This is a genomic window from Acidicapsa ligni (assembly GCF_025685655.1).
Taxonomy (GTDB): domain Bacteria; phylum Acidobacteriota; class Terriglobia; order Terriglobales; family Acidobacteriaceae; genus Acidicapsa; species Acidicapsa ligni.
The window spans coordinates 219544-234837 of sequence record NZ_JAGSYG010000005.1; the positions used below are offsets into that span (position 1 = coordinate 219544).

Here is a 15294-nt window from a genome sequence, read left to right on the forward strand (position 1 = left end):
TTTCATCAAAACCTGCGTGCCATGTGTGGGTAGCTAAAAAGGATGCTACCGAACCTTTTTCAATTTGTAACGGTCTGAGCCAGCTTCGCGCCGGGTACGCGTCCAACCGTTTCCGCGGATTTTTATATCAATGTTTGTACTTGTTTCCGCGCACTTTTGCCAGAGTCTATCGCATTCATGGTCGCTTCATGAGTAAATCGCAGCAGGGAAACGGTCCGAGGCATCTGTCATGCAACCGTAACCCGGTATACTTAGAGGTTTGGTAGCACTATTTTGTTCGAGTTCTGATCGACAATCTGGGAGAGCATCGCTTGCAAAAAGCAGAAATCGGCATCATCGGCGGCAGTGGTTTATATTCCATGCCCGGGCTTAAGGATATTCGCGAAGAGTCAATAGAGACTCCATACGGCGCACCATCGGACAGCTTTATTCTGGGAAACCTTGAAGGACGCAAAGTTGCCTTCCTGGCCCGGCATGGGCGCGGTCACAAGCTGCTGCCGTCGGAGCTGAACTTCCGTGCGAACATCTACGCCATGAAACTGCTGGGCGTCGATCGGATCATCTCAGTGTCTGCCGTGGGCTCTTTGAAGGAAGAGCACAAGCCGACCGACTTTGTAATTCCGGACCAGTTCATCGATCGCACTTTTCTGCGCACGTCTACGTTCTTCGGCAATGGAGTCGTGGGCCATGTAGCCTTTGGAGACCCGATCTGCGCGACTGTCGCTGAGGCTGCCACATCTGCGTGCGCAAGCATTGGAGTCGTGGGCAAACGCGGCGGCACCTATGTGTGCATTGAAGGCCCACAGTTCTCGACCAAGGCCGAATCGAACCTCTATAGAAGCTGGGATGCCGATGTCGTGGGCATGACCAATCTGCAGGAGGCCAAGCTCGCGCGCGAAGCGGAGATCTGCTATGCAACCGTGGCCATGGTTACCGACTACGATTGCTGGCATCCGAATCACGATTCGGTCACTGTGGATCAAATCGTCGCGGTGCTGCATCAGAATGCGGAGAACGCTGCTAAAGTTGTTCGGGCGACAGTGGCCGCTTTGCCGGTAGAGCGCACTTGCGGCTGTGCGTCCGCGGCTAAATATGCGATCCTGACTCAACCCTCCGCAATCCCCGCCGAGGCAAAAGAACGATTGAAGTTACTCTTCGGAAAGTACATGGCATAACATGGCGATAACTGTCGTAGGCAGCGTTGCATTTGATTCAGTAAGCACTCCGTCCGGAAGCTACGAGCGTCAGCTCGCCGGTGCGGCAACGTACTTTTCATTGGCCGCAAGTTACTTCACGGATGTGCGTGTGGTTGCCGTGGTTGGCGAAGACTTCACCGCAAAAGAACAGGCCGTTTTTGACGCACGCGGTATCGACACGCGCGGCATTGAGCATGCTTCGGGCAAGAGCTTTTTCTGGGCTGGCTCTTATCATGACAATCTGAATGAAGCCAAGACACTTCAGACGGATCTGAATGTTTTTGGTGCGTTTGCGCCCAAGATTCCCGAGGCCTATCAGGACTCTCAATTTCTTTTCCTCGCCAACATCGATCCAGTGCTGCAAAAACGGGTTCGCGACGCCATGCCCCAGGTCAAACTGGTGGGCGGCGACACCATGAATTACTGGATCAACGATCATCGCGAGAACCTGCTGAAGACGCTCAAGGGCGTCGATATTCTGCTTATCAACGACACTGAAACCAAGCTGCTCGCTGAGAATAAAAATCCGGTCAAGGCTGCTCACGATGTTCTCGGCCTTGGACCTAAGGCGCTGGTAGTAAAGCACGGCGAATACGGCGCAACGGCATTCTTTGGCAGCAGCATCTTCGCCAAAGATAAACACGCCAAGCATCATCCCTTCCGCGCGCCAGCATTGCCGCTTGCGGAAGTTGTCGATCCCACTGGCGCAGGCGACAGCTTTGCAGGCGGATTTTTCGGCTATATCGCATCGCAGCCGGAACTGACGCCATCTGTTTTCCGCCGGGCAATGTTCTACGGTGGCGTGATGGGTTCGTTCGCAGTCGAACGCTTTGGTACGGAGCGCATGCAGCAGCTTTCGCGCGAAGAGATCGAATCGCGCTTTGCACTGTTCCGCGAACTGACGCACCTCGACTAACGTATGACTGCACGATTGATTGCCTAAGTGAGCAGCATGTCCAGCGCGGAACGAACAACGGGTCAAGCTCTGCGTGGCATTCGCCGACGAGAGCTGCAACTAGTCTTCGTCTCCGCGCTGGCAGCCTCACTGATCGCTCTGTGGTGGAGCTGGGCGCACTCTGCATTTCTGCTGTATGGAGACGCCGAAGCGCATATGCATATCGCGCGCAGGCTCTTCGACTCGCACCGCCCGGGCATCACGCAACTCGGCTCGGTGTGGCTACCGCTGCCGCATCTACTGATGGTGCCATTCGTGGCGGTCGATAGCTGGTGGCGTAGCGGTTTTGCCCCGGCAATTCCATCCATGGCCTGCTATCTATTGGCCAGTATTGCTCTCTACACGCTGGCTCGCAAATGGCTCTCACCGGTGTCGTCCTGCGTGGCGCTGGTGCTCTTCGCTGCCAATCCAAACCTGCTCTATCTGCAAACCACGGCCATGACTGAGCCGCTCTTTTTGTGCGAACTCATCTGCTCTGTGCTCCTGCTGGTTGAGTGGTACACGAGTCTTGATGATGAGGCTCTGCATGCTCGCAATCAACGTCTGCTCTGGACGCTGATCGCTGTTTTAGTCGCGGCGATCTATACGCGCTACGATGGTTGGATTCTCGCTTTCCTCGCATGGATCGCGATGGCGCGATGTGTTGCCAATCGTGGCCGTTTATTGCGAACCAGCTTCATACTCGCATCGGTGATTCTGCTGCTCGCGCCCGTTGGATGGATGCTCTACAACGCTGTAGTTTTCGGGGACTGGCTCGAATTTATGCGCGGACCTTACTCCGCCAAAGCTATTGAATTGCGCACTGCAAGCTCGGCAATCGCGCCGCATCCAGGCTGGCATAATCCGTGGGTCTCCGCTATCTTCTTTGTCAAAGCGGCGGAGATGGATGCCATTGTCGAGAGTTGGGGTGGGGTTCTCTTTTGGGCGGCGCTTGCAGGGACGGTAGTTAGTTGGGTGCTCCCCGGGCGATATGTAGAAGCCGCGAATCATCCACTGAAACTTTCATCACGCGCTGTTTGGTGGACAATTTTTCTCTGGCTGCCACTGCCTTTTTATGCGTACTCGGTCAGCTACGGATCGGTGCCTATTTTTTTGCCGGTCTGGTGGCCGCATGGCTGGTACAACACGCGCTACGGCATGGAACTGCTTCCGGCATTGGCACTCTTCGCCGGCTTTGCAGTGCAGGGAATTATCGGGTTGATGCGCAGTCGGCTTACCAGGTGGGAGCCATTTGTGAGCAGGGCGTTCTTCGTCGCGCTCTTTATCGCACTGGGCGTCAACATAGCGCAGATGCTTCATGAACAGCCGCTTACCTACGTCGAAGCCAAGAAGAATACAGCCGCGCGCAGCTACTACAATACTGTCCTTCCGGTTGCCTTGAAGAGCCTTCACTTGTTGGATCCACATGGCGTCGTCCTCATGGACACTTCAACTTTTGCCAGTGTTGTACCGCATGCGGGGCTCACCTATCGGCAGACGATCAATGAGAGTGACAAGCAGTTCTACTGGGCTGCGCTCGGCGCTCCTGCAGAGCACGCGTCCATCATTCTCGCGTTTGCTGGGGACGATATCGACAAGGCTGTTAAAGCGCACCCGCAGCATCTGCGTATCTATCAAACCTTTCACTCGCCGTTTCGCGGGTGGGATCAGGCGGATGCGACCATATACGTCACAGATACCTTTCCTTCTACTCCTGTAACACAGCCCTCAACAACACCGGCAAGCCGGTGATAGCATCGGGCAGAGGAAATGTATCGGAGCGGCGATGAACGGCATGTTTTCAATTCATCTTTGCGCACTCTTCAGCCTGCCTTTTAACTTCGGCTGGTTGGAGCAGTCACTGGTCAGCGACGAGGCCGTCTATCGCCTGCTGGTGGCCTGTGCGCTCGGTGGCCTGGTTGGCATAGAGCGTGAGGCTCTGCGCCGTGCTGCCGGTGTGCGCACGAACATGCTTATCTGCATGGGATGCGCCTTCTTTACGTTGCTCTCGGCTGTGCTCGCGGGAGACGGCAACCCAGACAAGGGTCGCGTAGCCTCCAATATCGTGCAGGGCATCGGCTTCCTTGGAGCGGGGCTGATTCTGCATAATCGCAATCGCGTTAGTGGACTTGCCAGCGCAGCCAGTGTCTTCGTTGTAGCTTCCATCGGCATGGCATGTGGTGCGGGGCTTTATATCCCAGCCATTATTGCGACGCTCATTGTGCTGTTTGCATTGGCGCTGGTCGGCTTTCTTGAGCGGCGCGTCAATCTTAAAATTTATCCGCTGCTCTACGAAGCGCGTGGCACGGATGAAACGGCCATGCTGGTGTCGATCCTTGAAGCCATGGATAGAGAACAGGAACGTCTTGGAAATCCTGAAGCCGACGCTATCGGCACGATGAAGCGCATCAGCTTCACGCTCACCGCAACCAAACGCCAGCATGAGCGCCTCGGGGCGAGCCTGCTGGCAGAACCGGCAATCGACGATCTTAAGATTTTCCGCGACCCGGAGGAAGACTAATCCCTTGATTCCTTTTACCAAAACACACGCATGTGGCAACGACTTTCTCATCATCACCGAAAAAGATGCAGCTGGCTATGACAAAGCGGAACTAGCTCAACGCCTTTGCGAACGCAACACCAGTATCGGCGCAGATGGCATTGAATTTTTCGAGTGGACCGGCGACTTCTCCGGGCGCATCCGCCTCTACAATGCCGATGGCTCGATTGCGGAAATCAGCGGCAACGGCACGCGGTGCGTTGCTGCATGGATGGCGGAAGAACTCAATTCTCAAGTTGGCGACGAGCTCTCGATTGAGACGGATGCAGGCGTTCGCATCTGCACTATCGATGGCTTTCGCGAGAGTGAGGATGATGCCCCGACCACTCTTGTTACTACGGACATGGATGTACCGGAGTTTGAAGAGACAACGGTAGAACTCTCGGACGGTACCGTGATTGAGGGCGTTTTTGTCTCGATGGGCAATCCGCATTTCGTCATTCTTCTCGACTCGATAGACTCGCCGCCGGATGCGCCGCAGTTCATGATCGGCGACCGCGTATGGCAGGAGATTGGCGAGGAGATTTGTTTTCATCCCGACTTTCCTGAACAGACAAATGTCGAGTTTGTCCGCACTCTGCGTACCCGGAGCGATGCGCCGAACCAGGTTGCCCTGCGCATTTACGAGCGCGGCGTCGGGCCGACGTCTTCTTCTGGCACCGGTACATCCGCGACAGCTACGGCCATGATCGCTATCTATGGTGCAAGCTCGCCGCTTGATGTAGCGGCACCTGGCGGCATACAAACAGTCGAGTGGGCTGGGCCTGGCGAAAGGCTCTATCTCACTGGCCCGGCCACACTCATCGCACGCGGCGAGGCCTGGTAAATGACTGACCTGCTCAGGCCACGCGCAGCCGCTGTCGGAGTCAAAGCCGCAGTGCTGTCGCCCGCATCCACGCCGGATGCCGCGAAGATCGAACGCGGACTTGAGGCGCTGCGCAACCTCGGCTTTTTGCCCGTGGAAGCGCCGCACATGCTGACGCGTGGCCCGCTCTACTTTGCAGGCACGACTGAGCAGCGCCTGCTCGATCTGCACGCGGCGTTTGCGGATGACACGGTGCGCGTGCTCTTTGCCACACGTGGCGGCTATGGTGCGAACTATCTCCTTGAAGAGCTTGACATGGATGTGCTGGGCGACCATCCCAAGCCGCTCTTTGGCTACAGTGATCTCACCGCGTTGCAGGTGACGCTTCTCGACACGCTCAACCTACCTGCCTTTCATGGCCCGATGGTTTCGCCGGACTTTGCACGCGAAGACGGGGTGCATCTGCCGAGCTTGCTGGCGGCGCTGTCAGGCGAGCCTTATAAAGTCGGCAAGGCGGAAGGGTTGCGGCTTCTTAAAGCGGGCGTGGATGCGCAGCCTGTGCGCGGCATTCTCTATGGGGGCTGCCTCAGCATTCTGCTGGCACTTCTCGGTACAGCCTTTGAGCCGCAAACTGAAAACAAGCTTCTCTTTCTGGAAGATGTTGGCACGAAGCCATACCAGATTGACCGCATGCTGTGGCAGCTCAAACAGGCAGAAAAACTCGATGGAGTGAAGGGCATCATCTTTGGCGAAATGCTCGATTGCACTTCTCCGGGAGCACGCCCGGAACTGCTCGAAGAAGTCATCTTGAATGCGCTGGATGACTTTGATGGGCCCATCGGCATTGGCCTGCGCAGTGGCCATGTATCCCGCGCCAATGTAACTTTGACCTTCGGCGTACAAGCAGAATTCAGCGCGACTCTCGACCCTGAATTGCGCATGCTTGAACCGGCCGTTGCACGATGACAGAAGAGATGACAGATATCAAAAACAAACACATTCATCTAAGTGGAATTTGCGGCACGGCGATGGCTTCGCTTGCCGGATTGCTGCAGCAAAAAGGCTACCGCATCACTGGCTCGGATGCAGCCGCTTACCCGCCGATGAGCGATCAACTTCACGCCATGGGCATAAAGGTAGCGGAGCCTTACGCTGAGTCCAATCTTGATTCAAAACCGGATCTTGTGGTCATCGGCAATGCGCTCTCGCGCGGCAATCCAGAGGTTGAGCGAGTGCTCGACGAACGCATTCCTTTTACGTCCATGGCTGCGATTCTTCACGAAGAGTTTCTCGTGGGACGTGAGTCGCTGGTCGTTGCAGGCACGCATGGAAAGACTACGACCACGAGTATGCTGGCGTGGATCTATCAAACGGCGTCGCAGGAAAACCCGGCGTTAGAGCCATCTTTTCTCATTGGCGGAGTGGCAGAAAACTTTGGCATCAGTTATCAGCTTCGTGCCACGCGTACTTTTCTACTCGAAGGCGATGAATACGACACAGCCTTCTTCGACAAGGGGCCGAAGTTTCTGCACTACTTTCCCGATGGGCTCATTCTTACCAGTGTCGAGTTTGATCATGCGGATATCTACGAAGATCTTGCGCATGTAAAAACGGCGTTCAAGCGTCTCGTCAATCTTGTTCCGCGCAGAGGCGTAATCGTTGCTTATGACGGCAACGCCAACGTCAGTGAATGTGTAGAGCATGCACTCTGCCGCGTCGAGCGCTATGGCTTTAGCAATCGAGCTGATTGGCGTATCGAAAACCTTCGCCACGAGGGCCGCAAAAGCCTTTGGCAGGTTCATCTCAAAGGCGAGTTGTGGGCTGAGTTTGAGATGTCGATGGCTGGGGAGCACAACGCGCTCAATGCTACTGCGGCGGCGGCACTTGCTTTCAATCACGGTGTTCCGGTGAGCGCGATACAAGCGGCGCTGGCCAGCTTTCACAGTGTCAAACGCCGCCTTGAAGTGCGCGCGGTCGTTGACAACATCACTGTCATTGATGACTTCGCACATCACCCTACTGCCATCCGCGAAACCTTGCGAGCCTTGCGCCTGGCTTATCCAAATGCAAAGCTATGGGCTGTGCTTGAGCCTCGCTCCAATACTCTGCGTCGCAATGTTTTCCAGCAGGAACTGGTCGATAGCCTGTCGCAGGCCGACGCCGTTATCATGGACGCTGTTTATCAACAGCAGCGCATTCCTGAAGGCGAGCGGCTCCATCCGGAACAGGTAATTGCGGCTATCAACGCAGCGGGAACTCCTGCGGAGTTATGCGCCGATGTTGCAGCAATCGTCGATTCACTTGACCGTCAGCTCAAGCCGGGCGATGTCGTTGCGATCCTCTCCAACGGCGGCTTCGATGGTATCTACGAAAAACTTCCCATGCGACTGAGCCAACGCGCACACCGGCAAATTGCAGATGAGGCTCACGGATGATTTCTTCCTTATTGCTACTGGCAACCTTCGTTGTATTGGGTGTGCCGGTAGCTGCAGTCTGCATACCCTGGTTTCTGATCACGCGAAACTTGATGCCGCTTTATCGCTCGTCGATGTTCATTGTCCGGCTGGCCTTTCGTATCGCGGGTATTCGGATTCATATTACGGGGCTGGAGAATATTCCTGCGGCAACTGCGTGTATCTTCATGTCGAATCATGTATCGAATCTCGACCCACCGGTACTACTGCCGCTCATTCCTGGGCGTACTTCCGTATTCCTCAAGCGCTCGCTGATGAGCATCCCTATTCTGGGCTATGCGATGCGCCTGGCTGAGTTCATTCCTGTTGACAGGGATCGCACCGTGGAGAGTGCGCAGGAAGGCGTTCGCCTTGCAAGGCAGGTATTGATGAAGGGGATACACATCACCACGTTTGTGGAAGGAACGCGCTCTCGCGACGGTCGTCTTCTGCCTTTCAAAAAAGGCCCATTTTACCTGGCGATGGAGAGCGGCGCGCCGTGCATTCCCATCTCTATCTGGGGTACGGAAACGATGATGAGTAAGGGTAGTTTGCGCATTCATCGCGGCACGGCGCATGTTGTTTTTCACGCGCCGATTTATCCGGCGAATGTAGCCTCAGCAAACATCGCTGATCGCGCCGTGTTGATGGAAGCGGTGCGGGCTGCAATCAGTAGTGGCTTGCCTGAAGAGATGCGGGCATAAGAAGCAGGCTTACTTGAGGATTGCGTTATAGCCGTCGCCAAGCAGCTTCTGCTTCATGGTGTTGGCCTCTACGCGACTCGCAAATGGGCCTACTTGCACATGCTGCAGTGCGTCCCCGGCTTGCTGGCGAACTACGACGGAGTAGCCGCGCTTGCGCAGCGCACTCACCAGCACGTTGGCATCATTGGGACTGGAAACTGCGGCAATCTGGACCATGATTGTGCCTGTGCTTGAGCCCGTGATTGTGCTCGCGGCGGTTGTGAGGGCGGGTGAGGAATCCGCTCCCAGAGCGGGTCTGACGGTGGTTGCTTGAGGAGGAGCAGGCCGTGTGGCTGTTGGCAACGCTACGGGCTGTACATGTGCCGCGGCTGTTTCCGGAACCTTTGGCACGGCATCTCCAGCGGCTTGTGTCAGGGTGGGTTCTTCTGAGGGCTGCGGGGCCGTCGCCTGCGTCGCCTGCGGAGTTGCTGCGTCACTCCTGTTTATGACTGAGGTGGCAGAGGGTTTTGAGCCGGAACCTGAGCTAGAACCTGAGCCTGGAGTCTGGATGGCCAGGGGCGAATCTTTCGAGGTGTCCGTGCTCGCCAGCGCTGCTGCATCCGATGGGCCTCGCCGGCCCAGCGTATAGCCCAACCCAAAGAAGAGACCGCAGACCAGCACGAGTCCAAAGAAAATCGCCAGCAGTGTTGTTGAGTTGAGCGTCAGCTCGCGATCCTGCGGCGGATACGATTCCGCGATCTCTTCATCTTCTTCTTCGAATACAGTTCTCATGGCAGCTTCCCCGGTTCAGCACCTGCACTCTCTATTATTCCTTGTTTTCTGTGCGTTTGAGCGTCGCTGCGTTTTCGAGTGCCGTCTGCGTCACCCCCTGTATGGGATTGCGCAGCAGCGAGAGGATGTCCACGGGGAGCGGGAAGACGATCGTCGTATTCTTCTCAACGCCAATCTCGGTCAGTGTTTGCAGGTAGCGAAGCTGCATCGTAAGCGGCTCGGTTGCGAGCAGCGCGGCGGCCTCCACCAGCTTTTGCGCGGCGGAGAACTCGCCCTCGGCATGAATAATCTTCGACCGTTTTTCGCGTTCGGCCTCGGCCTGCTTGGCCATGGCGCGTAGCATCTGCTCGGCAAGATCGACCTGTTTTACCTCGACTGAAAGCACTTTTACGCCGAACGGCTCGGTTCTCTGATCGATGATTCCCTGTATGCGCAGGTTCAACTTATCGCGATGGCTGAGTAACTCGTCCAGCTCTACTTCGCCGAGCACGGAGCGCAGTGTAGTCTGGGCAAACTGCGATGTCTGATATGCATAATTGGCGACTTTCACGACTGCGAGGGTCGGATCGAGAACGCGCAGAGTTACCACGGCATTCACCTTGATTGTCACGTTGTCGCGCGTGATGACATCCTGCGGAGGGACTTCCATTACTTCCTGCCGAAGCGAAATCCTCACGATCTGGTCGAGGGGACGAAAGACCAGAATGACGCCCGGTCCCTTTGGTTCCGGCAGTGCGCGGCCAAGCCTGAAGACGACGCCACGTTCGTAGTCGCGAAGAATCTTGATGGAATTCAAGAGATAAAGAACAACGATGACGGCAACGATCAGGATCGGAAATCCAGCAAATGGCATAGCTTTTGAGCACCCCTCACACAGGAGGGATTGTACTCCTACGAGGCTTTAGAGCGGCTGCAAGGTAGTGGGAGAGACGGGCTGTACCTGCAGCACATCGCCATCCACACCAATCACTTGTACGTTTGCGTTCTGCGGCACAGGCTCACTTGCTGTAGCCTGCCATATCTCGCCCTGAACGAGAATGTGCCCGAACAATTGTCCAGAGGCTTGTCCGGGTTCGCCGATCGGTTCCATCGTGGTGGCGGGATAGCCGACTAATGCTGCGGGGCCAATCACGAACTTACTTTTACGCGCACGTACGGCGAGCCGCAGCAATATGACGGTGATAATGCCAAAGCCCAGGCTTAGTCCAACTGCAACGGCGGGTCGTATGCCCAGCTCTGGAATCGGCGCGGCGACCAGCGTGAGTGCGCCAAAGACCAGGCATGCGATGCCGGCCAGCGCCAGGACGCCGTGGCTGGTGAACTTCATCTCCAGCAGCAATAGAACGGCGGCGGCCAACAGCAGCAGGATCGCGGTATGTCGAATGGGCAGCAGGTTGAGCGCGAAGGCTGCGAGCAGGACCATTACTGTGCCCAGGGCTCCGGGAACAATCGTTCCTGGTGTATTGAACTCGACATAAATCAAGAGTGCGCCGCCTACGAGCAACAATAGCGCGAGATTGGGATTCACAAGATATCCGAGCACTTGTTCCCGCACGGTTGGAGGCAGGGTTACGATATGTGCGTTGTGTAGATTCAGGGCGAGCTTGCTGCCGTCGATACGTGTGATGCTGCGGCCATCGAGCGCGGCGAGCAACTGGTTCTCATCCGGTGCGGTGAGGTCGATCAGGTGCAGCGTCAATGCTTCATCCGCGGACCAGGCGTGAGAAGCGCGCACGCCCTCTTCAGCGGCCTGCGCGTTCCGCCCTCGGCGCGACACGTATGAGCGCAAAAACGCAGCGGCGTCGTTCTCCATTTTTTCTTTTATGGTGGTGTCGGGAGTGCCGGATTCAAGCACGGGATGCGCTGCTCCGGCATTCGTTCCCTGGGCCATGGCGGCTACGTCTGCAGACTCCAGCAGGAAGAATCCTGCGGACCCGGCACGTGCTCCGGCTGGTGCAATATAGACGATGACCGGCACGCGCGAAGAGAGAATGGCTCCGACCATCTCGCGGGTGGAGTCGAGAAGTCCTCCGGGAGTGTCCAGCTCGACGAGCAGGGCCGCTGCATGATCGCGGTTTGCGAGATTCAAGGCGCGTTCGAGCCGCGTTGCAGAGACGGGTTGAATGGTGTCGCGGATCTCAATCCTGTCCACAACCGGTGAGCTTTGTGCGTGCAGTGATTGCATCGCGAGCAGCGGGAAGAAGGCAAAGATCCACATTGTCCATGCGATCGCCCACGCGCAACGATATCGTCCGAAGTTACCCATGACGAACCTCCTTCTGCGCCAGCCTGTCGAGACTACTCCGGCTTGCTGCCAATGGCCGGTTTCACTGAAGAATCCATGCGGGAGTCGATGACCTTGCGCAGGTCTCTTGCAGCCCGGTTGTTGCCATCCAGCTTAAGCGCATCGGCTGTTTCGCTGCGAGCCTCGGGCAGATGATTCGCCGCAAAATCAAGGCGTGCGAGCACCATGTAAGCCTCGACATTCGGCTGCTGATCCAGTGATGCTTTGGCTTCCTTGCGTGCGGCATCGGTGTCTCCGGCTCGCTCGCGAACCTCGGCCAATCCGGCATGCGCCTCGGCACTATGATCATTGGCTGCAAGAGCTGCGTGATATTCGCGCTCGGCTTCGAGCAGCAGTCCGCGATCGAGTTTTTCACGCGCGGTGCGGCTCAATCGTGCAGCACGTTCATTTGCGGGAAGCGTGGCGAGATGAGCTGCCTCAACCTGGTCGAGCATCAGGCCTGCCTGTCGAAACGCTGCTCCGTTGTAACTGCGCTTGATCCGTTCGAGAGGGTCAGGCTGCGTCGATGCAGCATTGGCGGGGGTCTTGTCGGTACTTGATTTATCGGTACTTGTTTTATCTGTGCTCGATTTATCGGCAGCTACGGCTGGCGATTTCTTCCACATATCGCTGAGCGTCTTCGCCTCGCTGTCGCCTGGGTGCACTTTTAGAGTCTGCGCCAGCTCGCTTAGAGCCTCTGCGGTATTGCCATGCCGGTGCAGGCTTACGGCAAGGTTGAAGTGGTAATCGGCATCGGTAGGATCGGCGGCCTCGGCCTGGCGAAAGAGCGCAATGCCATCGTGTCCGCGACGGCTCAGAGCCACGGCTTCATTGTTGACGACCTCGGGCAAGGGCAGCACTCGCGCTACTGCTGCAAAGGACTCTTCGGCGCGCGGATAATTTCCAGAGTAGAGCAGCGAAAGTCCACGATAGAATCCCGCTTCGAGTTCCGCAGGATCGCCGCGTGTGACCTTGCCAAAAGAGACAGCCGCCTGCTCATACTGCTGGCTGGCAAACTCCAGCTTGCCGGTGGCCAGCCATGCCTCGGTAAAGTCCGGGCTGAGATCGGTAGCCTTCTTCAGATGGCGTAGCTGATCGGCGGCATCACGCTCTGTAATGCCGCGGATGTATTGTTCGAAAGCATCGAGCCGCAGCTTGGAGCCAGCGGCGCGAAATGTCTCTTCGGCTACTCCAAAGCTGGGGTCCAACTTGCGGGTCAACTGCCATGCCAGTGAATTCAACAGCGGAATCAACTGCGAAAGCTGACCGGACTCGGTGATCTCATCCATGAGCCGCAGTTTGGCGACGTCGACGATCCGCGACTTGATCGTCAGTGTTTTTCCATTTACTGAATAGCTGCCGATGAGGATGTAGTCCGCATCCAGTGTTTGCGCAATGCGCAGTGCTGTGGCCCGGCTGGGTTGAAAGGTCGCGGGCAGACCGAGATGATCGAGCGCGTAGAGACGGTCTTCGCGCGTGAGCGGCTGAAAACCGGCCGAAGCAAAACGGCTGTTCAGAATCTCCGGCGCAGCCTCGCGAATCCAGTCCAGGCTCAACGATTCCGAATTGGAGGCATTGGGAGAGCGCGCGTCCGTCTGATTGTCGAAGGGCAGTACCAGCAGGATATGACCATTGCCGGTAGTTGCCCCGGAGTCTGCGTCGTCGCTGTCGGATGCGGCATGTTGAGCCCAGGCGCCGGAGGCGAAAGCTAACCCCAGCAGCGAGACAAGGAAAATCGCCCAATGCGAAAAACTACGATGTGCGCGGGATGAATAAGCAGCAATCACGTCACCCTGATTATAGGCGCTATACCGCTATCCCCTACTGGCGCTCGGGAACGGAAATCATTGCGGCGGTAGTTGCAGCCGCGCCTCAAACGAACGATGAAAGCGCAGCAGCGCTACCCACTCCAGATCGTCCTTGCGTTGCCATACGAGGTCGCCATGCAATTGCTGCGCAATTGCGGCCGGTGAGAGATCGTGGTGCAGGCCGAAATATTGTTCTTCTACCGCAGGCGTATTGAGGTGAAAGGGAAGCGAAGGCGGCTCTTCTTTGGTAGAAAAAACCAGAGCAGTCGAATACCCGCCGGGGTCGTCGGCAGCTTTGCTGATCTGTGCAGCAGTGAAGTCCTCCAGCCGGTCGACATCAAACGGCGTCTGCACGTAGCCCAACTCGGGACGGCTTAGTTCATCGCTCATTGGCCAGGCGGTCAGCACGGTAGAGCCTGGGTAGCGCGTCTCCAATTGATGAATTGCCTGCTGGTGCAGCCGAATCGCATGCGCGTAGCTGAGGTTATCTTCGGGGGCGAATCCATAGGGAGGATTGATGAACAGCGCGACGATAAATGCAGCGGCGGAAAAGGCAGACAACAACTGCCAGTAGCGTACACGGTGATGAAAAGTGGAGACGGCCAGCAGCAGGATCAGCGGATACATCGGGAGCAGATATCGGGTCAGGAGCGCTCCACCAAGGAGTGAAAAGGCGAGCGCGTTTGCCAGCAGAATTATGCAAATCCTATTCTGGGCGGGAAAGCTGATGCGTACTCTTGTTTGTCCGTCGCGGTCCCTGATGGGGTCCAGAATCATTGCCGCTGCCATGCAAAGCACGGGCACAAACATATTCATGTGCGCGGTCAGATGCAGGATGCGGTGACCAAAGGCTGCCAGAATGCGTACCGGCTCCAGCGTTGAGGTGGCGTTGTAGCGCAGAAACTCAGGGTTTCCAAAGAGGAAACCGGTTTTCAGCCGGTGATATCCATACCAGGCTGCCAGCGGAAAGAGACAGACCAGATACCACTCGGACTCGCCGATGCGCTTGCGGCGAGCTGCTCCCTTGAGTTGAAATGCGGTCACAAACTCATAGGCAAACAGCGCCAGCGGGGTCGCGATGGAGGTCTCTTTAGCCAGTGCTGCAACGGAGAACCAGATCGCTGCAATCCAAAGTTTACGTGGTTTGCGCGGTATGACGGGCTTGCCCGTTTTGGCTGCCTCCGCCTCGAGAAGCGCGTATGTCAGTGCCCAGAGCGTGGCCGCTGCGGCGAAGATATCCGCGTGGGCCAGGGTGCTCTGCGCAAACCAGATTGGATATAGCCCGGTGAGTACGACGGTCCAGAAAGCTACAAGCGCATTGCCGTTGAGCCGCATTGCCAGACGCCAAACCGCGAGTAATCCAAACGACGCAACGATGAGAATTGCCTCGCGCGTAACGGCGGGATGAAAACCGCAGAGCTTCCACCAGAGCGCCAGGTAGACCGACGGCAAAGGCGGATGCGCATTGGTTATCGTGGTGATCGGAATCAGTGAGCCGGTACGAAAGAAATCCCACGCGGCGGGAATGTAATACCCGGCTTCATCCCAGTAATACGGCAGCCGGAGGAGCGTCCAATGGGTGAGATACAGCACGGTGAAGATGACGGGAAAGATCATCCAGAGCGGCATTTGCGCGTCTGGCTCGGATTGCAGATGCAACAGGCGGCGTAGGGGCGAACCTCTGCGAGCAGGAAGCTGGCCGGGCACGCGCGCCTCATCTCGCGATTCTGCGCGTCGCCGCGATACGCCTGACTCCTGGGTGCGAGATTCGTTCATTTG

13 protein-coding genes are annotated in these 15294 nt (G+C 56.8%); 8 read left to right on the forward strand and 5 right to left on the reverse strand.

Annotation, left to right across the window (positions count from 1 at the left end; genetic code table 11):
- Positions 1-311 precede the first annotated feature (311 nt).
- The 8 genes from mtnP to OHL19_RS17815 are packed head-to-tail and all read left to right on the forward strand — an operon-like array spanning position 312 to position 8652.
- Positions 312-1175: an S-methyl-5'-thioadenosine phosphorylase gene (gene mtnP / locus OHL19_RS17780; protein WP_263359144.1), complete on the forward strand. Its 864-nt coding sequence runs from the start codon at positions 312-314 to the stop codon at positions 1173-1175.
- A 1-nt stretch (position 1176) separates the two neighbouring features.
- A complete protein-coding gene (locus OHL19_RS17785) occupies positions 1177-2112 on the forward strand; it encodes a PfkB family carbohydrate kinase (RefSeq protein WP_263359145.1) in 936 nt (311 codons plus the stop codon).
- Positions 2113-2148: 36 nt separating this feature from the next.
- Positions 2149-3882 (forward strand): glycosyltransferase family 39 protein, encoded by a 1734-nt coding sequence (locus OHL19_RS17790; protein WP_263359146.1) that lies wholly within the window; start codon positions 2149-2151, stop codon positions 3880-3882.
- A 34-nt stretch (positions 3883-3916) separates the two neighbouring features.
- The gene (locus OHL19_RS17795) at positions 3917-4651 is read left to right on the forward strand and encodes an MgtC/SapB family protein (RefSeq protein WP_263359147.1); all 735 of its coding nucleotides are present in this window, start codon (positions 3917-3919) and stop codon (positions 4649-4651) included.
- A 4-nt stretch (positions 4652-4655) separates the two neighbouring features.
- Complete coding sequence (dapF, locus tag OHL19_RS17800) at positions 4656-5516, forward strand: diaminopimelate epimerase (protein ID WP_263359148.1); 861 nt, start codon at positions 4656-4658, stop codon at positions 5514-5516.
- Positions 5517-6461, forward strand: a complete 945-nt coding sequence (locus tag OHL19_RS17805) for a S66 peptidase family protein (RefSeq protein ID WP_263359149.1) — start codon at positions 5517-5519, stop codon at positions 6459-6461. It abuts the gene before it with no gap.
- An 8-nt stretch (positions 6462-6469) separates the two neighbouring features.
- On the forward strand, positions 6470-7930 hold the full coding sequence (mpl, locus tag OHL19_RS17810; RefSeq protein WP_263359150.1) for a UDP-N-acetylmuramate:L-alanyl-gamma-D-glutamyl-meso-diaminopimelate ligase: 1461 nt from the start codon (positions 6470-6472) through the stop codon (positions 7928-7930).
- A complete protein-coding gene (locus tag OHL19_RS17815; protein WP_263359151.1) occupies positions 7927-8652 on the forward strand; it encodes a lysophospholipid acyltransferase family protein in 726 nt (241 codons plus the stop codon). Before mpl ends, OHL19_RS17815 begins: the two co-directional genes overlap by 4 nt.
- Before the next feature lie 9 nt (positions 8653-8661).
- Here the strand turns inward: OHL19_RS17815 and OHL19_RS17820 are convergent, their stop codons facing one another.
- From OHL19_RS17820 to OHL19_RS17840, 5 genes are read right to left on the reverse strand one after another with little or no spacing between them, the layout of a single operon-like run.
- Positions 8662-9423 (reverse strand): SPOR domain-containing protein, encoded by a 762-nt coding sequence (locus tag OHL19_RS17820; protein ID WP_263359152.1) that lies wholly within the window; start codon positions 9421-9423, stop codon positions 8662-8664.
- 34 nt (positions 9424-9457) lie between these two features.
- On the reverse strand, positions 9458-10276 hold the full coding sequence (locus tag OHL19_RS17825; protein ID WP_263359153.1) for a slipin family protein: 819 nt from the start codon (positions 10274-10276) through the stop codon (positions 9458-9460).
- Between the two features lie 48 nt (positions 10277-10324).
- Positions 10325-11689 carry an NfeD family protein gene (locus OHL19_RS17830; RefSeq protein ID WP_263359154.1) on the reverse strand — a complete coding sequence of 455 codons (1365 nt, stop codon included), beginning with the start codon at positions 11687-11689 and terminating at the stop codon, positions 10325-10327.
- 32 nt (positions 11690-11721) lie between these two features.
- Positions 11722-13494: a tetratricopeptide repeat protein gene (locus OHL19_RS17835; RefSeq protein ID WP_263359155.1), complete on the reverse strand. Its 1773-nt coding sequence runs from the start codon at positions 13492-13494 to the stop codon at positions 11722-11724.
- Between the two features lie 57 nt (positions 13495-13551).
- Positions 13552-15291, reverse strand: coding sequence for a glycosyltransferase family 39 protein (locus OHL19_RS17840; protein ID WP_263359156.1), 1740 nt, complete (start codon positions 15289-15291; stop codon positions 13552-13554).
- Positions 15292-15294 lie beyond the last annotated feature (3 nt).

What these genes read in the sequence shown, in the direction of transcription:
- OHL19_RS17785 (WP_263359145.1), top strand. Translation starts at nt 1,177, where the DNA reads ATGGCGATAACTGTCGTAGGCAGCGTTGCATTTGATTCAGTAAGCACT.
- OHL19_RS17790 (WP_263359146.1), top strand. Translation starts at nt 2,149, where the DNA reads ATGTCCAGCGCGGAACGAACAACGGGTCAAGCTCTGCGTGGCATTCGC.
- OHL19_RS17795 (WP_263359147.1), top strand. Translation starts at nt 3,917, where the DNA reads ATGAACGGCATGTTTTCAATTCATCTTTGCGCACTCTTCAGCCTGCCT.
- OHL19_RS17805 (WP_263359149.1), top strand. Translation starts at nt 5,517, where the DNA reads ATGACTGACCTGCTCAGGCCACGCGCAGCCGCTGTCGGAGTCAAAGCC.
- mpl (WP_263359150.1), top strand. Translation starts at nt 6,470, where the DNA reads ATGACAGATATCAAAAACAAACACATTCATCTAAGTGGAATTTGCGGC.
- OHL19_RS17815 (WP_263359151.1), top strand. Translation starts at nt 7,927, where the DNA reads ATGATTTCTTCCTTATTGCTACTGGCAACCTTCGTTGTATTGGGTGTG.
- OHL19_RS17820 (WP_263359152.1), bottom strand. Translation starts at nt 9,423, where the DNA reads ATGAGAACTGTATTCGAAGAAGAAGATGAAGAGATCGCGGAATCGTAT.
- OHL19_RS17825 (WP_263359153.1), bottom strand. Translation starts at nt 10,276, where the DNA reads ATGCCATTTGCTGGATTTCCGATCCTGATCGTTGCCGTCATCGTTGTT.
- OHL19_RS17830 (WP_263359154.1), bottom strand. Translation starts at nt 11,689, where the DNA reads ATGGGTAACTTCGGACGATATCGTTGCGCGTGGGCGATCGCATGGACA.
- OHL19_RS17840 (WP_263359156.1), bottom strand. Translation starts at nt 15,291, where the DNA reads ATGAACGAATCTCGCACCCAGGAGTCAGGCGTATCGCGGCGACGCGCA.